This window comes from Pseudomonas fragi, assembly GCF_900105835.1.
In the GTDB taxonomy this organism is placed as follows: domain Bacteria; phylum Pseudomonadota; class Gammaproteobacteria; order Pseudomonadales; family Pseudomonadaceae; genus Aquipseudomonas; species Aquipseudomonas fragi.
On sequence record NZ_LT629783.1, the window covers coordinates 347588 to 372414 of the forward strand.

At 60.9% G+C, this 24827-nt stretch carries 24 protein-coding genes; 16 read left to right on the forward strand and 8 right to left on the reverse strand.

The features are described 5' to 3' along the window. Positions 1-16: 16 nt before the first annotated feature. A complete protein-coding gene (locus tag BLU25_RS01540) occupies positions 17-280 on the reverse strand; it encodes a DUF4404 family protein (RefSeq protein ID WP_016780598.1) in 264 nt (87 codons plus the stop codon). Between the two features lie 307 nt (positions 281-587). Between BLU25_RS01540 and BLU25_RS01545 the strand changes: the two genes are divergently transcribed. The 3 genes from BLU25_RS01545 to rssC all read left to right on the forward strand — a co-directional run bounded on the left by BLU25_RS01545 (position 588) and on the right by rssC (position 3284). Further along, entirely contained in the window at positions 588-1277 is a 690-nt protein-coding gene (locus BLU25_RS01545) for an MlaA family lipoprotein (RefSeq protein WP_016780599.1), read from the forward strand. A gap of 343 nt (positions 1278-1620) precedes the next feature. Beyond that, positions 1621-2805, forward strand: coding sequence for a two-component system response regulator RssB (rssB, locus tag BLU25_RS01550; protein ID WP_029611369.1), 1185 nt, complete (start codon positions 1621-1623; stop codon positions 2803-2805). Then, entirely contained in the window at positions 2802-3284 is a 483-nt protein-coding gene (rssC, locus tag BLU25_RS01555; RefSeq protein ID WP_016780601.1) for an anti-sigma factor antagonist RssC, read from the forward strand. Before rssB ends, rssC begins: the two co-directional genes overlap by 4 nt. A gap of 2 nt (positions 3285-3286) precedes the next feature. Here the strand turns inward: rssC and BLU25_RS01560 are convergent, their stop codons facing one another. Next, a complete protein-coding gene (locus BLU25_RS01560; RefSeq protein WP_029611370.1) occupies positions 3287-4153 on the reverse strand; it encodes a LysR family transcriptional regulator in 867 nt (288 codons plus the stop codon). A gap of 108 nt (positions 4154-4261) precedes the next feature. Between BLU25_RS01560 and BLU25_RS01565 the strand changes: the two genes are divergently transcribed. The 3 genes from BLU25_RS01565 to BLU25_RS01575 are packed head-to-tail and all read left to right on the forward strand — an operon-like array spanning position 4262 to position 6564. Then, positions 4262-4921, forward strand: coding sequence for an ankyrin repeat domain-containing protein (locus BLU25_RS01565; protein WP_016780603.1), 660 nt, complete (start codon positions 4262-4264; stop codon positions 4919-4921). 19 nt (positions 4922-4940) lie between these two features. After that, complete coding sequence (locus BLU25_RS01570; protein ID WP_016780604.1) at positions 4941-5402, forward strand: nucleoside deaminase; 462 nt, start codon at positions 4941-4943, stop codon at positions 5400-5402. Next, positions 5389-6564: a CynX/NimT family MFS transporter gene (locus tag BLU25_RS01575; RefSeq protein ID WP_016780605.1), complete on the forward strand. Its 1176-nt coding sequence runs from the start codon at positions 5389-5391 to the stop codon at positions 6562-6564. Before BLU25_RS01570 ends, BLU25_RS01575 begins: the two co-directional genes overlap by 14 nt. Before the next feature lie 66 nt (positions 6565-6630). Here the strand turns inward: BLU25_RS01575 and BLU25_RS01580 are convergent, their stop codons facing one another. Next, positions 6631-7755: an aryl-sulfate sulfotransferase gene (locus tag BLU25_RS01580; RefSeq protein ID WP_016780607.1), complete on the reverse strand. Its 1125-nt coding sequence runs from the start codon at positions 7753-7755 to the stop codon at positions 6631-6633. A gap of 80 nt (positions 7756-7835) precedes the next feature. Here BLU25_RS01580 and BLU25_RS01585 point away from each other — a divergent pair, with 80 nt between their 5' ends. Then, positions 7836-8894 (forward strand): GlxA family transcriptional regulator, encoded by a 1059-nt coding sequence (locus BLU25_RS01585; protein ID WP_016780608.1) that lies wholly within the window; start codon positions 7836-7838, stop codon positions 8892-8894. 2 nt (positions 8895-8896) lie between these two features. Here BLU25_RS01585 and BLU25_RS01590 read toward each other — a convergent pair whose 3' ends face one another. Further along, a complete protein-coding gene (locus tag BLU25_RS01590) occupies positions 8897-9826 on the reverse strand; it encodes a LysR family transcriptional regulator (RefSeq protein ID WP_016780609.1) in 930 nt (309 codons plus the stop codon). Positions 9827-9949: 123 nt separating this feature from the next. Between BLU25_RS01590 and BLU25_RS01595 the strand changes: the two genes are divergently transcribed. The 9 genes from BLU25_RS01595 to BLU25_RS01635 all read left to right on the forward strand — a co-directional run bounded on the left by BLU25_RS01595 (position 9950) and on the right by BLU25_RS01635 (position 20351). Continuing rightward, entirely contained in the window at positions 9950-10777 is an 828-nt protein-coding gene (locus BLU25_RS01595; protein ID WP_016780610.1) for an HTD2 family dehydratase, read from the forward strand. Between the two features lie 21 nt (positions 10778-10798). After that, positions 10799-11962, forward strand: a complete 1164-nt coding sequence (locus BLU25_RS01600) for an acyl-CoA dehydrogenase family protein (RefSeq protein ID WP_016780611.1) — start codon at positions 10799-10801, stop codon at positions 11960-11962. A 37-nt stretch (positions 11963-11999) separates the two neighbouring features. Beyond that, positions 12000-13370 carry an MmgE/PrpD family protein gene (locus BLU25_RS01605; RefSeq protein WP_016780612.1) on the forward strand — a complete coding sequence of 457 codons (1371 nt, stop codon included), beginning with the start codon at positions 12000-12002 and terminating at the stop codon, positions 13368-13370. Beyond that, entirely contained in the window at positions 13367-14572 is a 1206-nt protein-coding gene (locus BLU25_RS01610) for a CaiB/BaiF CoA transferase family protein (protein ID WP_016780613.1), read from the forward strand. Before BLU25_RS01605 ends, BLU25_RS01610 begins: the two co-directional genes overlap by 4 nt. A gap of 16 nt (positions 14573-14588) precedes the next feature. Continuing rightward, complete coding sequence (locus BLU25_RS01615) at positions 14589-15416, forward strand: HpcH/HpaI aldolase/citrate lyase family protein (protein WP_016780614.1); 828 nt, start codon at positions 14589-14591, stop codon at positions 15414-15416. Between the two features lie 78 nt (positions 15417-15494). Then, complete coding sequence (locus BLU25_RS01620; protein ID WP_016780615.1) at positions 15495-16487, forward strand: TRAP transporter substrate-binding protein; 993 nt, start codon at positions 15495-15497, stop codon at positions 16485-16487. 87 nt (positions 16488-16574) lie between these two features. Beyond that, positions 16575-17213, forward strand: a complete 639-nt coding sequence (locus BLU25_RS01625) for a TRAP transporter small permease (RefSeq protein WP_016780616.1) — start codon at positions 16575-16577, stop codon at positions 17211-17213. Beyond that, positions 17210-18490, forward strand: coding sequence for a C4-dicarboxylate TRAP transporter large permease protein DctM (gene dctM, locus BLU25_RS01630; RefSeq protein ID WP_016780617.1), 1281 nt, complete (start codon positions 17210-17212; stop codon positions 18488-18490). Before BLU25_RS01625 ends, dctM begins: the two co-directional genes overlap by 4 nt. A gap of 649 nt (positions 18491-19139) precedes the next feature. Further along, the gene (locus tag BLU25_RS01635) at positions 19140-20351 is read left to right on the forward strand and encodes a YeeE/YedE family protein (RefSeq protein WP_016780618.1); all 1212 of its coding nucleotides are present in this window, start codon (positions 19140-19142) and stop codon (positions 20349-20351) included. A gap of 45 nt (positions 20352-20396) precedes the next feature. Here BLU25_RS01635 and BLU25_RS01640 read toward each other — a convergent pair whose 3' ends face one another. From BLU25_RS01640 to BLU25_RS01655, 4 genes are all read right to left on the reverse strand, one after another. Next, a complete protein-coding gene (locus tag BLU25_RS01640) occupies positions 20397-20762 on the reverse strand; it encodes a hypothetical protein (protein ID WP_029611371.1) in 366 nt (121 codons plus the stop codon). A 222-nt stretch (positions 20763-20984) separates the two neighbouring features. After that, the gene (locus tag BLU25_RS01645; protein ID WP_016780620.1) at positions 20985-22499 is read right to left on the reverse strand and encodes a nucleobase:cation symporter-2 family protein; all 1515 of its coding nucleotides are present in this window, start codon (positions 22497-22499) and stop codon (positions 20985-20987) included. 96 nt (positions 22500-22595) lie between these two features. Then, complete coding sequence (locus tag BLU25_RS01650) at positions 22596-23954, reverse strand: 8-oxoguanine deaminase (protein ID WP_016780621.1); 1359 nt, start codon at positions 23952-23954, stop codon at positions 22596-22598. 488 nt (positions 23955-24442) lie between these two features. Then, the gene (locus BLU25_RS01655) at positions 24443-24814 is read right to left on the reverse strand and encodes a GFA family protein (RefSeq protein ID WP_029611372.1); all 372 of its coding nucleotides are present in this window, start codon (positions 24812-24814) and stop codon (positions 24443-24445) included. Positions 24815-24827: the final 13 nt, after the last annotated feature.

A 24827-nucleotide genomic window follows, 5' to 3' on the forward strand; every position in this document is an offset into this window, starting at 1 on the left:
TGCGGTCGCGGGCTGATCAGATACCGATATTGCCCAGGGTTTGCACGATGCTGCGCAGGGTAACGGCCAGAGTGGGGTGGTCGACCTCAAAGCGCTCAACCGCGAGGTTGACGTTGTCGGCCAGGCTGGAATCGTTGGTGGCTTTTTCGATATCGATCTGAGCCTGGATTTGTGTCGCGAGCTGGTTCAAATGCTCACGCTCTTCCTGGGTGAGCGGCGGATTCTGTTCCAGTTGCTCGCGCAAGGTGTTGAGTTGTTCTTGCAGGTCGCGGGCAGGCATAGCATTCATCCTTTATTGATAGGCTCTGGTGTAGACCTTCGAAGTGAACAAAAGGTCTGCAAGCGGGCTTCTAGATTAATCCACTCGCGCCCGAAGTGCATGATCTCTATCAAAATCCCCTGTGGGTTATTTTTTGTCGTGCCGGCAGGTGGTTTTAAAAGAATCTGCAAGGGCGGGAACGTCTATCTTTAATACAAGTCTGTTTAGGCTATTGCTTGGGGGCTGCCTAAAAGACATTTCCCGTTATACTAATGGCCTGACTCAGGGCATAGCGCCCAAGTGTTGAGTAACTTCAGGGAGTTTTGCTATGCGCTGGACTGTTCGTCTCGCTCCATTGTTTATCTGTGCCGGTGTGACCATGATGCCTTTGGCAGCCAATGCCGCCACCGAGGATGACCCTTGGGAAGGTTTTAACCGGGTCGTGTTCAAATTCAACGACACCCTCGATACCTATGCCCTGAAGCCGATTGCCCAGGGCTATCAGTTCATCACTCCGCAGTTTCTGGAGGATGGCATCCACAACATGTACCGCAACGTCGGTGACGTGCGCAACCTGGCCAACAACGTGTTGCAGGTCAAGCCACACGCTGCGGGCGTGGATACCGCCCGTTTGCTGATGAACACCATTGTCGGTGTTGGCGGCTTCTTTGATGTGGGCACCAAGATGGGCCTGCAGCGCAACGACGAAGACTTTGGCCAGACCCTAGGCTACTGGGGCCTGAACAGCGGCCCGTACCTGGTGCTGCCGCTGCTGGGCCCAAGTACCGTGCGTGACGCCTTGGGCATCTACCCGGACTCCTATGCCGAACCCTACCGCTACATGCATGACGTCTCGGCGCGCAACACTGTTGCCGGGATGAAAATCATCGATGCCCGCGCCAACCTGCTGTCTGCTGAAAAGCTGATCACCGGTGACAAGTACATTTTCATTCGCAATGCGTATCTGCAAAGCCGTGAATTCAAAGTCAAAGACGGGCAAGTTGTCGACGACTTCTGATTCGTTCGATGCCTCCTGAAAAAACGGCCCCTGGTGGCCGTTTTTTGCATTGTTGCAGTTGAGAAACACTCCGTTTAAGAAAGGCCGCAACCTAAGTTTTGGTTGCCGTAAACGTGGTTCTTATAACCCGCGGTAATTTAACGTGACGAACACCTCAGGCCGCCATCGGCCTGAGCTTGAAACCCCCCGCGGATGGGAGTACCGTCTGCGCCTTACACGGGCACCTTTGTAGGATCGAGCAATACAGTCGATTTGAATCAGGGATGTTCACAAGCCATTTCAGTTGTTGAGTTCGACGTTTGCGAACCTCAACGACAACCTAATTCTGGCGCCGTTTGCCCACATGCAAAAAACCAGTGCCACGCTGCTGATCATTGATGACGACGAAGTTGTACGCGCAAGTCTGGCGGCCTACCTCGAAGACAGCGGCTTCAGCGTCCTTCAGGCCAGCAATGGCGTGCAAGGCCTCCAGATGTTCGAGCAAGAGCAGCCAGATCTGATCATCTGTGACCTGCGCATGCCGCAAATGAGTGGTCTGGAGCTGATTCGCCAGGTTGCCCAGCGCTCGGCACAGACGCCGGTGATCGTCATCTCGGGCGCAGGGGTCATGAGCGATGTGGTCGAGGCCTTGCGCCTGGGCGCTGCCGACTACCTGATCAAGCCTCTGGAAGACCTTGCAGTGCTGGAGCACTCGGTTCACCGTGCGCTGGATCGTGCGCGCCTGCAGCTTGAGAACCAGCGCTATCGGGACAAGCTGGAGTCGGCCAACCGCGAACTGGAAGCCAGCCTGCATTTGCTGCAGGAAGACCAGAATGCCGGGCGGCAGGTGCAGATGAACATGCTGCCGGTCAGCCCCTGGACCACGGATGAGTTCAGCTTTGCGCACAAGATCATCCCGTCCCTGTACCTGTCTGGCGATTTTGTCGACTACTTCCGGGTTGACGAGCATCGTGTGGCCTTTTATCTGGCAGACGTTTCCGGGCACGGTGCCTCTTCGGCCTTTGTCACGGTACTGCTCAAGTTCATGACCACGCGCCTGCTGTTCGAGTCCAAGCGCAATGGCACCTTGCCTGAGTTCAAGCCTTCCGAAGTGCTTGGGCACATCAACCGCGGCCTGATCAACTGCAAGCTGGGCAAGCATGTGACGATGGTGGGCGGCGTGATCAATGAAGAAACCGGCGAACTGACCTACAGCATTGGCGGGCACTTGCCCTTGCCGGTGCTCTACACTCCAGACAGTGTCAGTTATCTGGAAGGGCGGGGGTTGCCCGTTGGCTTGTTCAACGAAGCCACCTACGAAGACCAGGTCCTGAAATTGCCGCAAACCTTCAGCCTGACGCTGATGTCGGACGGAATTCTGGATCTTTTGACCGAGCAGACACTCAAAGAGAAAGAAGCTGCTTTACCGCAATTGGTAAAAACAGCAGGCGGCAGCCTGGATGGCCTGCGCCGGGTGTTTGGATTAGCTACGCTAGGTGAGATGCCGGATGATATCGCCTTGTTGGTGTTGAGCAGGAACCTTAAATGAGTACCGGTAGAATTCAGTTCGCCGAACAGGATGGCACCTTCGTCCTGAAGTTTGTGGGTGAAGTGCGTCTGACCTTGTGTTCGGCACTGGATGCGACAATCGAGAGGATCTTCACGGCGCTGAACTTCAACGCCATCGTGATCGACCTCACCGAAACCCGCAGTATCGACAGCACCACCCTGGGCTTGCTGGCGAAACTGTCGATCCTGTCGCGGCAAAAAATCGGCCTGCTGCCGACGGTGGTCACCACCCACGAAGACATCACCCGCTTGCTGGAGTCGATGGGCTTCGACCAGGTGTTCAACATTATCGGCAAGCCGATTCCGTGCCCGGAGTGCCTGACCGACCTGCCTTCACAGGACCAGACCGAAGAGGTGGTGCGGGTGAAGGTACTGGAAGCGCACAAGATTCTGATGGGGCTCAACGACTCCAACCGTGAAGCCTTCCATGACCTGGTGAATGCCCTCGAGCGCCACTGATATCAGGTTGCAGCAGTCCTCGGCTGCGGGGCTTCGCACAGTTCGCGTAACTGGCCCAGCAGCAAATGGCCCGCATGGCTGAGGCCGGGCTGGGCATAGAGTGCCAGATACACCCCCTGAATGTCCGGCAGACCGCTACTGGCCTGCAGCACCTTGTGCTGCGGGCCGATTACCCGGGTTGGCAGCAAACTGATGCCCAAGCCCGCCGCCACGGCGGCGCAGACACTGGCCAAGCTGGCACTTGAGTAATTGATGCGCCAGTGCCAGCCCGCCATCTCCAGATGATGCAGCATTTCATTGCGGTACAGCCCACCCACAGGAAAGGCCACCAGGGCCAGCGGGTCGCGACCAAAGGCCGGGGCTGAGCGGCTGTCGACCCAGCACATGGGTTCGGGCCAGCACGCCAGGCAATCGACGCCTTGCCCCATCTGCTTGACCAGCAACAGGTCGAACTCGCCTTGGCGATACACGCGCATCAGCTCCGGGCCCAGGCCGCAGGTGACTTCCAGGCGTACTCCGGGGTGCTCCAGGCCAAACCGGGAAAGGATCGGCATCAGGCGTTCGGCGGCAAAGTCTTCAGGCACGCCCAGGCGCAACACACCCTCGCTTTGCAGATCGACCAGCACCTCGCGGGCTTCTTCCTGGAGTGCCAGGATGCGCCGGGCATACGCCAGCAAGCGCTCACCCTCAGGGGTGGCCATTACCCGGCGCTGTTCACGGTCGAGCAGCTTGCAGCCAACGCTGTCTTCCAGGCGCCGTATCTGCTGGCTGACCGTGGACTGGGTCAGGTGCAGGCGTTGTGCCGCGCGGGTGAAATTGGCGCAGTCGACGACGGCCACAAAACTGCGCAACAGGATGGGATCGAACATCGGCACCGCCATTCAGATTGCCACTGCAAGGCATGGTTATGTTTAATTTCAGAATACCTGTGGGCCTGACCATACTGGCTTTTCATGCAATTGGTAAGAGGGCCTGACATGGGTTCGCGCTTATTTAAATATGCTCCGTTGACGGCTGGGCTGCTGCTCGTCGCGGGGGTGATGGCCAGCGACAAAACGCTGCTGACTGCCGTGAAAGACGGCGAGCTGGGCAGGGTGCAGCAACTGCTGGCGCAAGGTCCTGACCTCAATGCCCGGGCGCTGGATGGCAGCAGCGCGCTGCTGCTGGCAACCCGCTCCAACCAGATCGATATCGCCAGGGCGTTGATCGAGGCGGGCGCCGACGTTAACCAGAAAAACCTGATCCAGGACAGCCCCTACCTGCTGGCAGGCGCCAGCGGGCACACTGAAATCCTCAAGATGACCCTGGCCCACGGTGCCGACCTGAAGAGTACCAACCGCTACGGCGGTACCGCCTTGATCCCTGCATGCGAGCGTGGCCATGTTGATACGGTGGCCGTGCTGATCGCTGCAGGCGTTGATCTGAACCATGTCAATCGCCTGGGCTGGACCTGCTTGATGGAAGCCATCGTGCTCTCCGACGGGGGCGCGCCCCATCAGCAGATTGTCAGCCAGTTGATTGCTGCCGGTGCTGACTTGAACCTGCCTGACAGCAATGGCTTGAGCCCGTTGCAGCAAGCGCAACAGCGCGGTCAGAGCGCGATTGCACAATTGCTGCGCGATGCTGGTGCCCACTGAATAGCGTTCTGGAGTTGCCATGAACAACGATGAGATTTACCTGCAACGTGCCGTGGAATTGGCCGCCAATAATGTCACCGCGGGGGGCCGGCCTTTTGCAGCGGTGCTGGTGCGGCACGATCAAGTGATTGTCGAGGCGGTCAACAGCATCCATATCAGCCAGGACCCGACCGCACACGCAGAAATGCTGGCGATCCGTGGTGCCAGCCAGCAACTGGGGGCGAGACTGGATGGCTGTGTGATCTACGCCAGTGGCCAGCCTTGCCCCATGTGCCTGGGCGCCATGTACCTGTGCGGTGTGTCGAGGGTGGTGTATGCCGCGACCAACCAGCAGGCTGAGCCCTTCGGGCTGTCTACCGCCGCGATCTACCAGCAGATGGCATTGCCCCTGAGTGACCAGCAGTTGCCTGTGCGGCATCTGCCGCAACCGGCCATGACGGCGATCTACCAGAACTGGAAGGCGTTGCATGTCCCTGGATAAAGGCTCGCTACGGGTTGTTGCCCATTGGACCTTGCTGATTGTGCTTGGGCTTAACCTGCGCCCGCTGCTCAGTTCGATCAGCCCGTTGTTGCTGCAAATCCGTGCCGACACCGGCATGAGCTTTCAAGCCAGCGCCTGGTTGACCAGCCTGCCGGTGATTTGCATGGGCCTGGTGGCCTTGCTCGGGCTGCGCTTGCAAGCCCGTTTGGGCGAGCGTAATGGCGTGGCCCTGGGCTTGTGCATGATTGTGGTGGCCTGCCTTTGGCGTTTGTTTGCTCACCAGGGCGAAACCCTGATGGCCACGGCGTTGTTGGGCGGTGCCGGTATTGCGCTGATCCAGGCATTGGTACCGGCGCTGATCAAGCGCCAGTTCCAGCATCGCGTCGCCCTGGCGCTGGGCGTTTATAGCGCATCGCTGATGGCTGGCGGCGGTCTGGCTGCACTGGTCAGCCCGCAGGTTGCCGAGCATTTCAGCCACTGGCAGGCCGGGCTGGGGATGTGGCTGCTGCCGGCGCTTGTGGCGCTGCTGATGTGGTGGTTGCTGCCCTTTGCAGGCACGGCGCAGCCGGTGCAGGGGGGGTCGACCCGCGCGTGGTCCAGTCGCCGGGCGTGGTTACTGGCGCTGTACTTCGGGCTGGTGAACTGTGGCTATATGAGCATGGTCGCGTGGTTGCCAGCGTACTATTTGCAAATGGGCTGGAGTGCGACCCAAAGTGGCTCGCTACTGGCGTTCATGACTATTTTCCAGGTTATCGCCGCGCTGGTGATGCCGGCGCTGGCCCATCGCAGCAGCGATCGGCGTCCGCTATTGGCGATTAGCCTGGGGGCACAGGCCGTGGGTTATATCGGGCTGGTGCTGTGGCCGCTGGGTTCACCCCATGTGTGGGTGGCCTTGATCGGTTTTGGCCTGGGCGCCTGTTTTGCCCTGAGCCTGATTCTGGTCCTGGACCATTGCCGCAAACCCGCTGAAGCAGGGCAGCTTGCAGGTTTTGTGCAAGGGGCCGGATTTTTGCTCAATGCCGTATCCCCGTGGATGACCGGCTGGCTGCGGGAACTGACGGGCAGTTTTGTCAGTGCCTGGTGGGTGTTGGTGGTAGCGGTTGTGTCGATGCTGGTGCTGACGCGGATCTTTAGCCCGGCGAGTAATAGCCGGGGGGTGTGAGTTGTGGCTGCATGGAGAGCAAACGCCCCCAATCCTCTCCCGTGAGAGGGGCGGGGCGAGGGGCTTTTAGCGTGGATCACCCAGCCAGGGAATATCCTGGCGCTGATAACGGTGCGCGCGAAAGATCGCGTTGTTTTCACCCGGCAGATAGGCTCTGGCTGCTGCATCGGGGTACGCGGCGAAGTAGGGGTTGATATATTCCCAGACCACGTCTCCCGTCGCGGTGATTTCAAACAGACGGCCAAAATTGGCTTCAGTCGCCAGCGTATTGCCGTTGTGCAGGCGTTGCGCGCCGCCCATGAACGGGGTGAAAAAGGCATAGCCCGGGGTATCGGCGTACTGCCACACGATCTGCTGGCTCAGTGGTTCTATTTCCACAATTCGCGAGTGCGGCATGCTACTGTGCGGGCGAGAGATGCCGTTGTCGAAGACCAGCACATTGCCATTTTCCAGCTCGCTCGGGCAGTGCTGTTGCGCAACCAGGTCATGGCCCAGGCGCCACAATACTGCACCGTTGTCGCGGGAAACGGCAATCACCGACGAAACGCTGCGCAAGCTGAGGATGACCTTGCCATCGCGGCCGGGCGAAACGGCGTTGGTCATGGGCCAGTGATAGCGTTCGAACGCATCATGCAGCGGGTAGTCTTCAGGGCGCAGATGTTCCCAACTGCGCCACTCCCACACCACATGCCCCTGGCGGTCGACTTCCTTGACCACATCCCCATAAATAACCCCGCCCGGCGCCTCGCTGCCAGGAATACCGCCCACTACGCGACTGGCCAGCTCCGGGCTCAATGGCGCGACAGTGGTGTAGAGCAGGTGGCCGTTGTCCAGCCATTGCGCATCGTGATGGTGCAACAGGTCAGTGTGCTCCCAGACCACTTCGCCGTCAGGGGTGACCTCGCTGAAGGCCCCGCCATGCCAGACCGACCAGCCCGGGAACAGATCAGGGGATTCAGGGTGGTTGCCGTTGTAGCCCAGGTTGCCGTTGCGCAGTATCACCGCGTCGCGGCCGGGGCGTTGGGGCAGCTTCCAGCGGTGGACAATTTCGCCGTCCAGGTCGATCAGCAATACATTGCCATCGGCCGTTTGCGGGGCGAACAGCGTGTAGCCACCGGCGCTGCGGGAATGATCGACGCCGATCAGGCCGGTCTTCTGGCGTTTGAGGGTGGTGCTGTGCAGTTTTGACATGGTGTGACTCCCGCAAGGTTCCACTGGCATTGTGAGCAGTAGGGGAGCATTGTCGGGCGCCCCTGTGTGTGGAATCGAGTATGTCGAGGCAAACCGTGGCGCTCCATGCCAAACACCCCTCTTTTGCTGCCATGCCGCGCACGGTGGTGGTGCTGGCGTTCGATGAGCTGTTGCTGCTCAACGCGGCGGGACCGCTGGAGGTGTTCGCCGCCATACCCCGACTGTTGGGTGGCGCTTTTGCCAGTCATCCGCCTTATCGGCTGGTGCTTGTATCACCGGCAGGAGGCCAGATCACGTCGGTTTCCGGGATCAGCGTCAATACACTGTCCCTGGAGCAGCTCGACCGCCAGGCGCCAGTGATCGACACCCTGATAGTGGCTGGCGGGCCGGGTGTGTCAGCACTTGAAGCCAGCGCGCATGTCTGCAGCTGGTTACGCAGCCGCGCCGCGCATATACGCAGGCTGTGCTCCATAGGTACAGGCACCTTCGCCCTGGCCGCAGCCGGCCTGCTCGATGGGCGCAAGGTGGTGACCCACTGGAAATTTGCCGAACAACTGCAAGCCCGCTACCCGGCGCTGCAGTGCCAGAGTGAAGGGTTGTACCTGCACGACGCCAACCTCTGGACATGTGCGGGGGCCGCTGCCGGTATTGACCTGGCGCTGGGGCTGGTGGAGCAGGATCTCGGCGCCCATGCCGCCCTGGAGCTGGCGCGCTATTTCACCGTTTTCCTCTGGCGTTCGGCCAAACAGCCCCAGCTCAGTGCGTCGCTCAATGCCCAGTCCCGGGCCCTGCGGACCGACCCGGACGTGCGTCTGGTGCGCCTGCATGGGTGGATTGCGGCCAACCTGCAAAGCGATCTGCGGGTGGAGAAACTGGCGGAGCAATTTGGCATGAGCCCGCGCCATTTTGCCCGTGCCTATGTGGCCACTACCGGCCATACCCCCGCCCAGGCAGTAGAGTTGTTGCGCCTTGATGCCGCCTGTCAGTTGCTGAAAACCACGAGCGAGCCGATCAAGCGGATTGCCGAAACTGCAGGGTTTGGTCGGGAGGAGCGCATGCGGCGCGTGTTTCACAAGCAGTTGGGCATCAGCCCGCACGCCTACCGAAACCAGAACCCATGCGCTGTGCTGCAAGACTGATCTCAGGGCTGCACGGATACTGGGCCTGACGCCTGGCCAACGCCCTTGTGATGGGCCAGCACCCTATTGATCAAGGCCCGGGTCACCTTGGGCAGTGCCTGCAGGTCACGCACCAGAATGCTGCGTTCGCGCACCCGCCAGGGCTCGTCCAGTTCGATCACCGACAGGCCCATGGTCTGTTGATGGCGATGGGCCGAAGACTCCGGCAGGATGGCAATGCCCACCCCGGCTTCGACCATGCGGCACATGGCCTCGAAGCTGTAGACCTTGATGCGCATGTTCAGGGTCTTGCCGTGCAGGGCGACCTGTTCATGCAAAAAGCGCAGCAGGGTCGTGCCTTCGTGCAGGCCGATATGGGGATAGGCCAGGGTGTCAGCCAGTTTGATCGACTTGCAGCGGGCCAGGGGGTGATCGAGGGGAGTGACCAGGATCAACTGGTCGGTACTGAAGTGGATGACCTGCAGGCTGTCGGCTTCGACCGGGCCGGCAATGATGCCCATATCCGTTGAGCCATCCATGACCCCGCGGACGATATCGCGGCTCAGGCGCTCTTGCAGGTCCACTGTGACACCGGGGCGTTCGGCCAGGAAACCGGCCAGGATTTCCGGCAAGAATTCGCTGGCCGCCGTGGTGTTGGCGAAGATCTTGATATGCCCGGACGCCTCGGTGTCGTACTCGGTGAACTCGCTTTTCATGTAGTCCACCTGGCGCATGATCACCCGTGCATGCTGCAGAAACAGCTCACCGGCAGGGGTCAGTTCAACGCCGCGGCTGTCGCGGTAGAGCAGGCGGCTGGCGAGGTTTTCTTCCAGGCTCTTGATCCGCGCACTGGCCGCTGCCGGTGAGATAAACGCTTTGCGCGCACCCTGGGTGAGGCTGGGGGATTCGGCGATATGAATAAACAGGCGCAGGTCGACAAGATCAAAATGCATATTGGATTTCCACTGGTTGGGGCGTTAACCAAAACCGAACGCCCCCTTACCGAATCGCAGATTCACAGATCGCCCGGCTTTTGGCAATCATGGCCAAAATAACAAGCCACGGGGCAATCACCGATGAGCGATAACGCACTTAGCGACTGGATCGGCCGCACTGAAGAAATCCATGACCATCTGAGCCAGAATCTGGTCACCCGTATCGCCGCCACTTTTGGCGAGAAGGTGCCGCAGGCCGGGGAGCCTTTGCCGGCGTTGTGGCAGTGGTGTTTTTTTCAGCCCGCAATTGCGCAGGATGGCCTGGGCGCTGACGGGCATCCGGCCCGGGGCGTTTTTTTGCCACCCGCCGATAACCGCAACCGCATGTGGGCAGGCGGGCGTGTCGAGTTTTACTCGCCACTCAGGGTGGACGCCCGGGCGACACGTATTTCCACGATTCTCGATGTGCGGGAAAAGCTCGGTAAAACCGGCTCGTTGCTGTTCGTCACCGTCCAGCATGACTATCTGCAGGACGGCCAGCTGGCTATTCGCGAAGAGCAGGACATCGTCTACCGCGAACCCACGCCGCCCAAGCTGGCAGGTGGCGAGCCCATGCCCACGGGCATCTGGCAGGAGTCGATCACCCCCAGCCCGACCTTGCTGTTCCGCTATTCGGCCGTGACCTTCAATGGCCACCGCATCCACTACGACTGGCCCTATGCGACCGACACCGAAGGCTATCCGGGCCTGGTGGTACACGGGCCGCTGATGGCCACCCTGAGCCTGCGCGCTTTCTGCCGCGCCAATCCCCAGGCCCAGGTGCGGCGCTTTGCCTATCGCGGCGTGCGGCCACTGATTGCGCCCCATCCTTTTGTGGTGCGCGGGCGTGTCGTGGCGGCGGGCAAGGCCGAGCTGTGGGTGGGCAATTCAGAGGGCATCGCCCAGCAGGGCGAAGTGAGCTTCGACTAATAACTCCAATAAGGATCTGTAATGAATCCGTATCTGAACGAAGACTACAACGCCATTCGCGAGGGTGTGCGCGCCCTGTGTGCGGAGTTTCCGGCCGAGTACTGGCGCCGGATTGACGAAGCCAAGGGCTTCCCTGAGGCCTTTGTGACCGCCATGACCGAGGCCGGCTGGTTGTCGGCGATGATCCCGGAGCAATACGGCGGTTCGGGCCTGGGCCTGGCCGAGGCCTCGGTGATTCTGGAGGAAGTGAACCACTGTGGCGGCAACTCCGGCACCGTGCATGGGCAGATGTACAACATGTTCACTTTGCTGCGTCATGGCAGCGAAGCACAAAAAAGCTACTACCTGCCCCGGCTGGCCAGCGGTGAGCTGCGTTTGCAGTCGATGGGGGTGACCGAGCCGACTACGGGCACTGACACCACCAAAATCAAGACCACCGCTGTGCGCCAGGGTGACAAGTATGTGATCAACGGCCAGAAAGTGTGGATCTCGCGGGTGCAGCATTCCGACCTGATGATCCTGCTGGCCCGCACCACGCCGTTGGCCGATGTGCAGAAAAAAGTCGACGGCATGTCGATCTTCCTGGTGGATTTTCGCGAAGCCATCGGTAATGGCCTGACCGTGCAGCCGATTGCCAATATGGTCAATCATGAGACCAACGAGCTGTTTTTCGACAACCTCGAAATCCCTGCCAGCAGCCTGATCGGCGAAGAGGGCAAAGGCTTTCGCTATATCCTCGACGGGCTCAATGCCGAACGTACGCTGATCGCCGCCGAATGCATCGGCGATGGCCGCTGGTTCAATGAAAAGTCCGCGCAGTACGCCCGTGATCGCGTGGTGTTTGGTCGCCCGATCGGGCAGAACCAGGGCGTACAGTTTCCTATTGCGCAAGCTCATATCGAGCTGGAGGCCGCCGACCTGATGCGCTGGCGCGCCTGTGAAGAGTATGACAGCGGCGGCAAGGCCGGAGCCGCAGCCAATATGGCCAAGTACCTGGCGGCCAAGGCCAGCTGGGAGGCCGCCAACGCCTGCCTGCAAACCCACGGCGGCTTCGGCTTTGCCAATGAATACGACGTCGAGCGCAAGTTCCGCGAGACCCGTCTGTATCAGGTGGCGCCCATTTCCACCAACCTGATCCTGTCTTATGTGGCCGAGCATCTGCTTGAGTTGCCGCGTTCCTTCTAAACCGGTTCTGCCTGTCGACATTGATGGAGAAGGCTACATGAGTCAGCACACACAAGCGCTCTCCGGGTTCCTGGCCAGCCTGCATGACCAGCAGTTGCCCGAAGCGGTGATCAGCCGTACCGAAGATCTGTTTCTCGACTGGTTGGGCTCGGCCCTGGCCAGTCAGGGCGCACAGCCGATCCCGCTGTTCGAGCGCTACGCCGCGAAGATGGGCCCGGCCAGCGGCCCTGCCGGGATTCTGGTCAATGGTCAAACCACCTCGGCGTATTTTGCCGCGCTGGTCAATGGTGCCAGCTCCCATCTGGTGGAGCAGGACGACCTGCACAACAGCTCGGTGCTGCACCCGGCGACGGTGGTGTTTCCAGCGGTGCTGGCGGCAGCACAGGACCTGGGCAAAACCGGCCGCGAGCTGATCCTCGCCGCTGTCGCCGGTTATGAGGCGGGCATTCGCATTGGCGAATTTCTTGGCCGCTCGCATTACCGCATTTTTCACACCACGGCCACGGTCGGCACCCTGGCGGCCGCGGTGGCCGTTGGCAAACTGATGGATTTCAACCAGCAGCAGTTCACCCATTTACTGGGCAGCGCCGGTACCCAGGCGGCGGGCTTGTGGGAGTTTCTGCGTGACGCGGCAGACTCCAAGCAGCTGCATACCGCCAAGGCCGCGGCCGATGGTTTGCTGGCGGCGTACATGACAGCCGAAGGGCTGACCGGGGCGAAGAATATCCTCGAAGGCGAGCAAGGCATGGCGGCTGGCATGTCCAGTGATGCCAACCCGGCTTGCCTGTCCGATCGCCTGGGCAGCCGCTGGGCGTTGACGGAAACTTCATTCAAGTTTCACGCCTCGTGCCGCCACACCCACCCGGCGGCCGATGCGCTGCTGGCATTGATGCAGCGCGAGGGCCTGGGTGCAGCAGACATTGCCAGCGTCACCACCCGGGTGCATCAGGGCGCCATCGATGTATTGGGTCGTGTAGAGGTGCCGCAGAGTGTGCACCAGGCCAAGTTCTCCATGGGCACCGTGTTGGGCCTGATCGCCGTTTATGGCAAGGCCGGGTTGCCCGAATTTCATCAGCATGCCCTGACCGATCCGCGCATCAGCGACTTTCGCGACAAGGTGCGCATGCAACTGGACGAGGAAGTCGACAGTGCCTATCCACAGCGCTGGCTGGGCCGGGTAACGGTGACCACGGTGCAGGGCACTACCTTGCACGGGAGCATCGACGAACCCAAGGGCGACCCGGGCAATACCCTCAGCCGCGCCGAACTGGAAGACAAGTTTCGCCGCCTGCTGGCTTTCTCGGGGGCGCGCAGCAACGAGCAAGCGAGCGGGCTGGTCGAGCGGGTCTGGAACCTGCGCCATCTCGACAACTTGAGTGTGCTGACGCGCACCGGGAGCCCATCATGAGCGCCACTGCACACAAACCGCGGCCACTGGACGGCATTACCGTGGTCAGTCTGGAACACGCCATTGCCGCGCCGTTTTGCACTCGCCAGCTGGCTGACCTGGGGGCGCGGGTGATCAAGATCGAACGCCCGGGTACCGGCGATTTCGCCCGCGCCTATGACGAGCGGGTCAATGGCCTGGCTTCGCACTTTGTGTGGACCAACCGCTCCAAGGAAAGCCTGACCCTTGACGTCAAGCAGCAGGAGGCCGCGGCTGTGCTCGACAAGCTGCTGGCCAGCGCCGACGTACTGGTGCAGAACCTGGCGCCGGGGGCGACAGAGCGCATGGGGCTGTCTTTTGAAACCCTGCACAAGCGCTTTCCACGCTTGATCGTCTGCGATATCTCCGGCTACGGCGAGGGCGGGCCTTATGAGCAGAAAAAAGCCTATGACCTGCTGATCCAGAGCGAAGGCGGTTTTCTGTCCGTGACCGGCGGGCCCGGGGAAAACGACATGGCCAAGGCCGGCTGCTCGATTGCCGATATCGCCGCCGGCATGTACGCCTATACCGGCGTGCTCTCAGCCTTGCTGCTGCGGGACAAGACCGGCGAGGGCAGCCGTATCGATGTGTCGATGCTGGAAAGCCTGGTGGAGTGGATGAACTACCCGCTGTATTACGCCTACGACGGTGCGGCGCCGCCTCCGCGAGCCGGCGCCGCCCACGCCACCATCTACCCCTATGGACCGTTCCCTGTCGGCGACGGCGGCACGGTGATGCTCGGCCTGCAGAACGAGCGCGAATGGCAGCAATTTTGCCACAAGGTGTTGCTGCAACCAGACCTGGCGAGTAACCCGAGCTTTAATGCCAATGCGCGGCGCTCCGAGAACCGCAGCGAGTTGCGGGCCATTATCGTGCAAGCCTTTGCCCGGATGAGCGCCGATGAGGTGATTGCCCGGCTCGACGGGGCAGCGATAGCCAATGCCCATGTCAACGATATGGCCGGTGTGTGGGCTCATCCGCAACTGGCTGCCCGCGCACGCTGGCGTGAGGTGGACAGCCCGGCGGGCAAGTTGCCAGCGCTTTTGCCACCGGGGCGCAACACGGCTTTCGAGCCACGTATGGATGCAGTGCCCGACCTGGGCGAGCACACCGACAGGCTGCTGGGTGAACTGGGTTATGGCGCGGATGCGATCCAGCGTTTGCATCAACAAGGAGCGGTTTAAGGCATGGAGCACAGTGATGGATAACCCCCCGATTCGTTCAGCGTTGTTTGTCCCGGCCACTCGTCCCGAGCGGATACCCAAGGCGCTGGAAAGCGCTGCCGATGCGGTGATCGTCGATCTGGAAGACGCCGTAGCCGAACCCCTCAAGGCCCAGGCGCGGGCCAATCTGGATGCCTTTCTTGATGCCAACCCCGAGGCCCGGGTACTGGTCCGCATCAATGCGCCACAGCACGAGCAGCAGGCGCTGGACCTTCAGTTATGCCGTCGCCAGCCCGGCGTGGTGGCGGTCTTGCTGCCCAAGGCCGAAAGCGCTGCACAGGTCGAACTGGCGACGGCATGCGGCAAGCCGGTGTGGCCGATCATCGAAAGCGCCAGGGGCCTGCTTGAATTGCCGGCCATTGCCGCAGCCCGCGGTGTTGAACGTTTGAGCTTCGGTGCGCTGGACCTGGGCCTGGATCTGGGCCTGGCCAGCGGCACCGAGGCTGCGCAGCGCATCCTTGATCAGGCGCGCTACGCCATTTTGCTGCACAGCATCCTGGCGCAACTGGCGCCGCCGCTGGATAGCGTGTTCGCGGACATCAAAAACATTGACGGCATGCGCCAAATGGCCGCCGATGCCCGGGACATGGGCTTTGGCGGCCTGCTGTGCATTCACCCGAGCCAGGTGGCATTGATTCACGGCGCCTATATGCCCCGCCCGGAAGAACTGGATTGGGCTCGCCGGGTGCTGGATGCCGTTGCATCCGGGGGCGGGGTGTTTGTGGTCGACGGGCAGATGGTCGACGCCCCGGTGATCGGCCTTGCCCGGCGGGTATTGCGCCGGGCCGGTCTGGCGCCGGCCTGAGGTCGGGCGAACAGGTTCAAACGCACTACAGGCAACACCAGGCACTACCAAATCAATAACAACAAGAGGTATGTACCCATGTTCAAGCACACCCTCAAGGCTCTGGCCTGCGCACTTCCCTTATTCGCAGGTTTTGCGAGCGCTGCCGACCCCATCAGCATCAAGTTCGCCCACGTTGTCGCCGAGCACACGCCCAAGGGGCAGGGCGCGTTGATGTTCAAGAAACTGGCCGAGGAACGTCTGCCGGGGCAGGTCAAGGTCGAGGTCTATCCGAACTCCTCGCTGTTTGGTGACGGCAAGGAAATGGAAGCGCTGCTGCTCGGAGACGTACAACTGCTGGCGCCGTCGCTGGCCAAGTTCGAGCATTACTCCAGGCCGATCCAGATCTTCGACTTGCCCTTTCTGTTTACCGATATCAATGCACTCGACCGCTTCCAGCAAAGCCCGCAAGGCCAGGCGCTGCTCAAGTCGATGGAGGGCAAGGGGATTACCGGGCTTGGTTACTGGCACAACGGGATGAAGCAATTGTCCGCCAACAAGGCGCTGTACGAGCCCAAGGATGCGCGTGGCCTGAAGTTCCGCGTACAGGCTTCTGCGGTGCTGGATGAACAGTTCAAGGCCCTGCGTGCGGCGCCGCGCAAGATGAGCTTTGCCGAGGTTTATCAGGGCTTGCAGACCGGTGTGGTCAATGGCACCGAAAACACCTGGTCGAACTACGAAAGCCAGAATGTGTATGAGGTGCAGAAGTTTTTTACCGAGTCCAACCATGGCGCCATCGACTACATGGTGATCACCAACACCAAGTTCTGGAATGGCCTGCCTGAAGAGGTGCGCAAAACCCTGGACGAAGTCATGGCCGAGGTCACCGTGGAGGTGAACAAGCAGGCCGAGGCGCTGAACCAGACCTCCCGTCAGCGCATTGCCGATTCCGGCAACAGCGAGATCATCACCCTGACCCCGGAGCAGCGCGAGTTGTGGCGTGAAGCCATGCGCCCGGTGTGGAAGAAGTTCGAGAGCGATATCGGTCCTGATGTGATCGCCGCCGCCGAGCAGGCCAACCAGGACAGCTAAGCACCTTATTGTTGCTGGCGGCCCCGGGCGGTGCCGCCAGCGGTGCCTTTTGTCGCTTTGCGATCGCTCTTTCAAGGGAGATAACCCATGCACGCAGCCGTTCGTGTCTGGAATCACGCGGAAGAAATGCTGGTGGCGTTCCTGCTTGCAGGCATGACCCTGGTTACATTCGCGTATGTGGTATTCAACAACCTCTACGGGATTTTCTATTCATTGGGGGATTCGCTGCCGTTCGCCAATGAGGCCATGCTCGGCATCGGCGACAGCATTCTTTACGTCGCCCAGGAAATGACCTGGAGTGTGGCGCTGACCAAGGCCATGTTCGGCTGGCTGATTTTCGTCGGCCTGGCCTGGGGCGTGCGCATTGGCGCGCATATTGGCGTCGACTTGCTGGTGCGCCAGTTCAAGCCTGCCAACCAGCGGCGGGTGGCCTTGCTCGCCGTGGCCATTTGCCTGGGTTACTGCGTGCTGATGGCGTACTCCAGCGAGCAGTGGGTAGCCACCTTGTATGCGGTGGGCACCAGCGCTGAAGACCTGGTTCGCTTCGGTATCAAGCAATGGCAGATCGTAATGATCGTGCCGATCGGTTTTACCCTGATGTTCGTGCGTTTCCTGCAGATTTTTATCCGCATCATCCAGGGCAAGCAGCAAGGCCTGGGCTTGCACAGTGAAGTGGATGACGCCGTCAAACTGGCGGAGAACGACCAGCAGGGGACTCCAAAATGACCATTGCCTTCCTTTTTGTCGCCCTGTTCGTGCTGATGTTTGTCGGCATCCCGGTGGCGATATCCCTGGGTTTGTCCGGGGCCATGACCATCCTGTTTTTCAGTAACGACTCGGTGCGTTCACTGGCGATCAAGCTGTTTGAAACCAGCGAGCACTACACATTGCTGGCGATCCCGTTCTTTCTGCTGTCGGGTGCATTTATGACCAGCGGCGGCGTGGCCCGGCGCCTTATCGATTTCGCCAACGCCTGCGTCGGCCATATCAAGGGAGGCCTGGCCATCGCCGCAATCCTGGCCTGCATGCTGTTTGCGGCGCTGAGTGGATCTTCACCGGCCACCGTGGCGGCAGTGGGCTCGATCGTGATTGCCGGCATGGTGCGTTCTGGCTACAAGCAGGATTTTGCCGCCGGTATCGTGTGTAACGCCGGTACCCTGGGCATCCTGATACCGCCGTCGATCGTCATGGTGGTGTATGCCACTGCCACCGAAACCTCGGTGGGCAAGCTGTTTATGGCCGGTGTTGTGCCGGGCCTGTTGCTGGGGCTGGTATTGATGGTGACCATCTACATCATGGCGCGGGTGAAAGACATGCCCTCGCTGCCTCGCGCTTCGTTCAAGGAAATCGTCACTGCAGGGCGCCGGGCCGGTTGGGGGTTGATGCTGATTGTGATCATCCTTGGCGGTATTTACTCGGGCATGTTCACACCGACTGAAGCGGCTGCCGTGGCGGCGGTCTATGCGGCATTCGTGGCGATCTTTATCTACAAGGACATGACCATTCGTGAATGCCCGAAGGTGATTGTCGAGGCGGGCAAACTGAGTGTGGTGCTGATGTTTATCATCGCCAACGCCATGCTTTTTGCCCATGTGCTGACCACTGAACAGATCCCGCAGTCGATCACCGCCTGGGTGGTGGAGCAGGGCTTTACGCCAATTGAATTCCTGCTGGTGGTCAATATCGTGTTGCTGGTTGCCGGCACCTTTATGGAGCCTTCGGCAATCATCCTGATTCTGGCGCCGATCCTGTTCCCGATTGCGATGCAACTGGGCATTGATCCGATCCACCTGGGCATCATCATGGTGGTGAATATGGAGATCGGCCTGATCACGCCACCCACCGGGCTTAACCTGTTTGTCACCTCGGCGGTGACGGGCATGCCGCTGACTCGCGTGGTGCGTGCGGTGTCGCCTTGGTTGCTGGTGATGCTGGCGTTCCTGGTGCTGGTGACCTATGTGCCATTTGTGTCGTTGGCGTTGCCGAACTGGTTGGGGATGTAGTGGTGGGGGGGCAGTCAGGTAGAACGAGTTGCTTGCATCGCAGGCAAGCCAGCTCCCACAGGTTGTGTGTCGCCTTGCAGTGAACAGTGTGGGGGCGAACAGTGTGGGAGCGGGCTTGCTCGCGATGCGGGCGGCGCGGTCTGTCAGTTAAACCGAGGTGCTGCCAAGCCAACTCCCACAGGTTGTGTGTCGCCTTGCAGTGAACAGTGTGGGAGCGGGCTTGCTCGCGATGCGGGCAGGGTGGTCTGTCAGTTAAACGAGGTGCTGCCAAGCCAACTCCCACAGGTTGTGTGTCGCCTTGCAGTGAGCAGTGTGGGAGCGGGCTTGCTCGCGATGCGGGCAGGGTGGTCTGTCAGTTAAACGAGGTGCTGCCAAGCCAACTCCCACAGGTTGTGTGTCGCCTTGCAGTGAACAGTGTGGGAGCGGGCTTGCTCGCGATGCGGGCGGCGCGGTCTGTCAGTTAAACCGAGGTACTGCCAGCCAGCGCCCACAGGTCTGCGACAGGTTGTAGCGGGCCAACCGGTTAGCTTGGCACCTTGCCAAGTCAGTCGGTTGGACCGGGGCGCCTGCTCATTGGGGCAGGCGCCGCTCGGGGAGGTATACTCGTGCGCCTCGCAACCCACCCAACTCATCTGTATCGGAATTCCCCATGAGCAGTTCTCTTTCCATAACGCCTGCGCGCAAGCCGATTGCGCCGCTGGTGGCCTTTGTCTTGCTGGTGCTGGGCGCCGTGTTTCTGCAAAACAGTGTCGGTTCGCGCCAGGTGCTGTTGCTGATTGTCGGCGCAGCACTGGGCCTGACCCTTTACCACGCGGCATTCGGCTTTACCTCGGCCTGGCGGGTCTTTATCAATGATCGCCGTGGCGCAGGCTTGCGCGCGCAAATGGTGATGCTGGCTGTGGCCGTGGTGCTGTTTTTCCCGGCGTTGGGCGCGGGCACCCTGTTTGGTCAGCCGGTGGTCGGGCTGGTGGCGCCGATCGGCGTGTCGGTGGTGTTCGGTGCGTTTATTTTCGGCATCGGCATGCAACTGGGCGGCGGCTGTGCCTCAGGCACCCTGTTTACCGTGGGCGGCGGCAATGCGCGCATGCTGGTGACCCTGTTTTTCTTTATCTGCGGATCATTGATTGCCACCCAGCATGTTGACTGGTGGTTTGCCCTGCCTGCGTTTCCAGCGACCTCTATCGTCAAAAGCCTCGGCGTGGTTCCCGCCTTGCTGCTGAGCCTGGCCGTGTTCGCGGTCATCGCCGCGGTGACTGTGCGCCTGGAGAAATCCCGGCACGGTACCCTTGAAGCAGGCGTGACCAGTGAGCATCAGGGCCTGCGACGCTTTTTGCGTGGGCCGTGGCCATTGGTGTGGGGGGCGATTGGCCTCGCGCTGCTCAACTACGCCACGCTGGCCCTGGCCGGGCGGCCGTGGGGCATTACCTCGGCGTTCGCGCTATGGGGCGCCAAGGCGGCCAGCGGGCTGGGGGTTGATGTCAGCAGTTGGGGGTTCTGGCAGATGCCGGGCAATGCCAAGGCACTGGCCGCGCCGGTGTGGGAAGACATCACCAGCGTGATGGACATTGGTATTGTCCTCGGTGCGCTGTTGGCCGCAGGTCTGGCCGGGCGTTTTGCCCCCAGCCTGAATATTCCGCTGCGCTCGCTGGTGGCGGCGGTGATTGGTGGTTTGCTGCTCGGCTATGGTTCGCGTCTGGCCTATGGCTGCAATATTGGCGCGTACTTCAGCGGCATCGCTTCGGGCAGCCTGCATGGCTGGGTATGGCTGGTGGCGGCGTTTATCGGCAACAGTGTGGGCGTGCGCCTGCGGCCGTTGTTCTTTGCCGGCGAGCGGCCACAGGTGGCGTTGAGCGGCTGCTGAATATTCCGGGCAGGGGCTGCCTGATGGACTGCAGCCCCTTTTGGATCAGCGGCGATAATCGCGGTGATGGTTGTCGTAGCGCTGGTGCATGGCCCGGTCATGGCGGCGGCGCTCGGCTTCACGGCGGGCTTGCTCGCGGCGCCATTGATCGCGACGCCAGTTTTCCCTGCGCCGCTCGTCCCGGCGCGCTTGCCAGCGGTTGTCGTAGCGGTGGTGGTCGTCACGGGCAAGCAGGGGCGCGGGTTGTTCACCGGCCAGCGCTGGCCAGGGGTTGGCTGCCGCCGCTTCAAGGGCTGCAGGTTGAGTGGCAAAAGCCGCGGGCAAGGCTTTTGTCGGTGTAGCAGATGCCGAGCCCATTGCCGCAAACGCGAACAGGCTCAAAAGCACCATCCGTGGGGCGTGGAATTTCATGAGCGAAGATAACCTCTGAATATCATTCGAATGTGTGGCTCTCTACTGCGCAACGCCGCGCGGGGCGCGCTTGCCGGGCAGATAAGCGTATTCACATAGACAGGTAAACCGGGAAAAGTTCGATAGCCTGTTGCTTGCCAGCACCCTCCGGCAGGTATCGGCTTTCAGCACAGCAGCATAAAAAACGGCGCCTGAGCGCCGTTTTGCCAAGGTTATTGCTGCCTAGTGCTCTTGCTCGAAGCTTTTTTTACGCAGGGCCGGAGCCTGTTCAGGATGCTCGTCGGACTCGACTACTGGCACTTCCTTGCCATTGCAGTCAAACAGCTTGCCATCGCGAAACACATCACCATCGTTGAGGCAGCTGATATCCCGCGAGCGCAGGATGCGGTCGCTGGCGGCGACGAATACCGATTGCTGGTCGGAGTTGCCGGCCCGCAGATGGTTGAACAGCAGGTTGAGCAGGATGGCCATGATTGCGGCCGAGCTGATGCCGGAGTGGAAGATGGTCTCGAACCAGGTCGGGAAGTGCTGGTAAAAGTTGGGTGCTGCAATCGGGATCATGCCGAAACCGATGGATGTTGCGACGATGATCAGGTTCATGTTGTTGCGATAGTCCACCTGGGCCAGGGTGCGGATGCCACTGGCTGCGACGGTGCCAAACAGCACCAGGCCAGCACCGCCCAGCACGGCAGTGGGCACGGCGGCGACCAGGCGCCCCATCACCGGCAGCAGTCCCAGGGTTACCAGGATCAGCCCGCCGGTGGCCACCACATAGCGGCTCTTGATTCCGGTCACGGCGACCAGGCCAACGTTCTGCGCAAAGGCGCTCTGGGTGAAGGAGCCAAACAGCGGCGCCAGTGCACTGGAAATCATGTCGGCGCGCAGACCATTGCCAAGGCGTTTGGCGTCGACCTTGGTTTCGATGATCTCGCCCACCGCGAGGATATCGGCGGAGGTCTCGACCATGGTCACGATAATCACGATCAGCATCGACAGAATGGCCGCGAGGCGGAACTCGGGCATGCCGAAGTGCAGTACTTCGGGCAATGCCACCAGCGGGCCTTCCAGCACCCGGGAGAAGTCGGTCATGCCAACGGCGGTCGCCACCAGTGTGCCGATAACGATTGCCAGCAGAATCGACAGGCGCGAGATACTGGCACTGCCCAGCTTGCTGAGCAGCAGCACGAGCACCAGGGTGATTGCCGCCAGGCCAATATTGGCCATGCTGCCGAACTCAGGTGACTGACTGTTGCCGCCCATGGCCCAGCGTGCCGTGACCGGCATCAGGGTCAGACCGATGGTGGTGATGACAATGCCCGTCACCAGGGGCGGAAAGTACTTGGTGATGCTGGAAAACAGCGGTGTGATCAGCAGGCCGATCACGGAAGCCACGATCACCGCCCCGAACACCACCGGCAGGCCTCCTGCGCCGTCACCGCCAATGATGGCGACCATGGTGGAGACACCGGCGAAGGACACCCCCTGCACCAGCGGCAGGCGACAGCCAAAGAAAGGGATGCCCAGTGTCTGCAACAGTGTGGCCAGGCCACCGGCGAACAGCGAAGCGGCGATCAACAGGCCAACGTCGGCCGATGAGAGGCCGGCTGCCTGGCCAATGATCAGGGGCACCGCAATGATGCCCCCATACATTGTCAGGACGTGCTGCAGGCCGTAGGCCAGGTTGGCGCCAGTACCGAGGTTTTCGTCTTCTGGACGAGGGGAAGAGGTAGAAGTCATGGTGAGTAGCTCGCTTTTGTTATTTTAGATGCGTCTAACAGCACGTTTTCAGTTGCATCCGTTGAGCCCGTTCAGGCACTCAACGGCCTGAAGGGGTTATTCACCGCTGACCAACTGGTGGGCCAACTGGTTGTGGCGTTCCAGCACCCGCGGCAGGTCGACGGTGGTGAGCTGACCGTCCTTGACCACCACGCGGCCATTGATCACGCTGGTATGGACGTGAGTCGGGGTACAGAACACCAGCGCTGCCAGCGGGTCGTGATGGGCCCCGGCATAGGCCAGATGGCCCAGGTCGAAAGCGACAAAATCCGCCACCATGCCAGGTGCCAGTGCACCAATATCATTGCGGTTAAGCACCTTGGCGCCCCCCAATGTGGCAATTTCCAGGGCCTCGCGAGCGGACATCGCATCGGGGCCAAACCCGACCCGCTGCAACAGCAGGGCCTGACGTACTTCACCAATCATGCTGGCGCCATCGTTGGACGCCGAACCGTCCACCCCCAACCCCACCGGCACGCCGTGGTCGCGCATCCTGCGAATCGGCGCGATGCCTGAAGCCAGGCGCATGTTCGAACACGGGCAGTGGGCAACCCCGGTGCCGGTGCGGGCGAACAGCTCAATACCGTGCTGATCGAGTTGTACGCAATGGGCGTGCCAGACATCGGGGCCGACCCAGCCCAGGTCTTCGGCGTACTCGGCAGGGGTCATGCCGAACTTCTCGCGGCTGTAGGCGATGTCACTGACGTTCTCGGCAAGGTGGGTGTGCAGCGATACCCCGTACTGGCGGGCGAGCACTGCGGCCTCGCGCATCAGGTCGCGGCTGACCGAGAAGGGCGAGCAGGGCGCCACGACCATGCGCAGCATCGAGCCATGACGCGGGTCGTGGTAGTCCTCGATCAGACGCTGGGACTCTTTGAGAATATGGCTCTCTTTCTCCACCACCGAGTCCGGTGGCAAGCCGCCCTGGCTACGGCCCACACTCATGCTGCCGCGTGCGGCGTGAAAGCGCATGCCGATCTCTGCAGCGGCATGGATGCTGTCGTCCAGCTTGCAGCCGTTGGGGTAGATGTACAGGTGGTCGCTGGAGGTGGTGCAGCCGGAAAGAATCAGCTCTGCCATTGCCGTTTGAGTCGAAACCGCGATCATTTCCGGCGTGAGTCGCGCCCAGATTGGATACAAGTTGTTGAGCCAATTGAACAGCTCGCCGTCCTGGGCTGCCGGCACAACGCGGGTCAGGCTCTGGTACATATGGTGATGGGTGTTGACCAGGCCCGGGATCACCACCTTGCCGGTCATGTCCAGAATCACGTCGGCCTGTTGCGGCAGGGATTCGCTGGGGCCGACCTGCTTGATCAGGTTGTCTTCGATAAACAGGCCACCGCGCCTGATTTCCCTGCGTTCACCATCCATTGTGACCAGCAGTTCGGCGTTCTTGACCAGTAAAGTCTTTGCCATGGGTATTCCTCTTCCGTTTGGAGTTTGCTTTCAACGTAATGCTGTTGCAGGCATCGGTTTTCGGCTTGAGCCAAGCCCTGGCAGCCGGATACAGCATGGCCGGGCAGGGGCGGTCGGTTCACTGGCACACCCATGGGCGCAGTGAATGCGGGATGACATGCGCCGGTTTGGCGCGGTGGATTGAAGTTGCTGTGCAAGCTGCATGGTGATTGACCGTCGCAATACGCAGCGGCGTTTGCCGGTGTCGTAGGCGTGCAGCGATGTAACCAGAATTGGTTATTATTGTATACAGTTAAAAATGCAGTGTTATTGCCGATTGTGGCCGGGATATGGTTTTGCGGGTGTGTGGTGGGTAGATCCGCTCAGCATGGGGCCTGTTTAGCCGCTGATGTCGGGCTTTGGCTTTGCTCCAGGCGCAGGATTGCCCAGGCAACGCCAAGCCCCCTCACAGAAGGGTGTCGCCCGCAATGGCCGGGCAAGCCATGCGCTTAAACCCAGTGAACCGGTGTGTCGACATAGATATGGGTTTGCTTGTGCGCCACAAAGGGCGTGTCGAGCGTGCCCAGGGCAATGGAAACCCAGTCGGCGAATTCACCTTCGCTGCGTGACCAGAACAGGTTGGAACCGCACTTCGAGCAGAACTCGCGCACCACCGTGGCCGAGGAGGGGTAGGCGGTGATCTTGTCGGCACCCTGAAGCACCCGCAGTGCGCTACGCGCAACGCTGGCATAGGAGGCAAAGGCCGCACCGTGGCCTTTGCGACACTGGCCGCAATGGCAATGGCTCACCGCTTTTGGCGCCGTTAGCAGTTCATAGCGCACCGCTGCGCACAGGCAGCTTCCTTGATATCTCTCTGGCATGTGTACGTCCCTG

Coding starts and splice junctions, on each gene's coding strand:
- BLU25_RS01540 (WP_016780598.1), bottom strand. CDS start 280: ATGCCTGCCCGCGACCTGCAAGAACAACTCAACACCTTGCGCGAGCAA.
- BLU25_RS01545 (WP_016780599.1), top strand. CDS start 588: ATGCGCTGGACTGTTCGTCTCGCTCCATTGTTTATCTGTGCCGGTGTG.
- rssB (WP_029611369.1), top strand. CDS start 1,621: ATGCAAAAAACCAGTGCCACGCTGCTGATCATTGATGACGACGAAGTT.
- rssC (WP_016780601.1), top strand. CDS start 2,802: ATGAGTACCGGTAGAATTCAGTTCGCCGAACAGGATGGCACCTTCGTC.
- BLU25_RS01560 (WP_029611370.1), bottom strand. CDS start 4,153: ATGTTCGATCCCATCCTGTTGCGCAGTTTTGTGGCCGTCGTCGACTGC.
- BLU25_RS01565 (WP_016780603.1), top strand. CDS start 4,262: ATGGGTTCGCGCTTATTTAAATATGCTCCGTTGACGGCTGGGCTGCTG.
- BLU25_RS01570 (WP_016780604.1), top strand. CDS start 4,941: ATGAACAACGATGAGATTTACCTGCAACGTGCCGTGGAATTGGCCGCC.
- BLU25_RS01575 (WP_016780605.1), top strand. CDS start 5,389: ATGTCCCTGGATAAAGGCTCGCTACGGGTTGTTGCCCATTGGACCTTG.
- BLU25_RS01580 (WP_016780607.1), bottom strand. CDS start 7,755: ATGTCAAAACTGCACAGCACCACCCTCAAACGCCAGAAGACCGGCCTG.
- BLU25_RS01585 (WP_016780608.1), top strand. CDS start 7,836: ATGTCGAGGCAAACCGTGGCGCTCCATGCCAAACACCCCTCTTTTGCT.
- BLU25_RS01590 (WP_016780609.1), bottom strand. CDS start 9,826: ATGCATTTTGATCTTGTCGACCTGCGCCTGTTTATTCATATCGCCGAA.
- BLU25_RS01595 (WP_016780610.1), top strand. CDS start 9,950: ATGAGCGATAACGCACTTAGCGACTGGATCGGCCGCACTGAAGAAATC.
- BLU25_RS01600 (WP_016780611.1), top strand. CDS start 10,799: ATGAATCCGTATCTGAACGAAGACTACAACGCCATTCGCGAGGGTGTG.
- BLU25_RS01605 (WP_016780612.1), top strand. CDS start 12,000: ATGAGTCAGCACACACAAGCGCTCTCCGGGTTCCTGGCCAGCCTGCAT.
- BLU25_RS01610 (WP_016780613.1), top strand. CDS start 13,367: ATGAGCGCCACTGCACACAAACCGCGGCCACTGGACGGCATTACCGTG.
- BLU25_RS01615 (WP_016780614.1), top strand. CDS start 14,589: ATGGATAACCCCCCGATTCGTTCAGCGTTGTTTGTCCCGGCCACTCGT.
- BLU25_RS01620 (WP_016780615.1), top strand. CDS start 15,495: ATGTTCAAGCACACCCTCAAGGCTCTGGCCTGCGCACTTCCCTTATTC.
- BLU25_RS01625 (WP_016780616.1), top strand. CDS start 16,575: ATGCACGCAGCCGTTCGTGTCTGGAATCACGCGGAAGAAATGCTGGTG.
- dctM (WP_016780617.1), top strand. CDS start 17,210: ATGACCATTGCCTTCCTTTTTGTCGCCCTGTTCGTGCTGATGTTTGTC.
- BLU25_RS01635 (WP_016780618.1), top strand. CDS start 19,140: ATGAGCAGTTCTCTTTCCATAACGCCTGCGCGCAAGCCGATTGCGCCG.
- BLU25_RS01640 (WP_029611371.1), bottom strand. CDS start 20,762: ATGAAATTCCACGCCCCACGGATGGTGCTTTTGAGCCTGTTCGCGTTT.
- BLU25_RS01645 (WP_016780620.1), bottom strand. CDS start 22,499: ATGACTTCTACCTCTTCCCCTCGTCCAGAAGACGAAAACCTCGGTACT.
- BLU25_RS01650 (WP_016780621.1), bottom strand. CDS start 23,954: ATGGCAAAGACTTTACTGGTCAAGAACGCCGAACTGCTGGTCACAATG.
- BLU25_RS01655 (WP_029611372.1), bottom strand. CDS start 24,814: ATGCCAGAGAGATATCAAGGAAGCTGCCTGTGCGCAGCGGTGCGCTAT.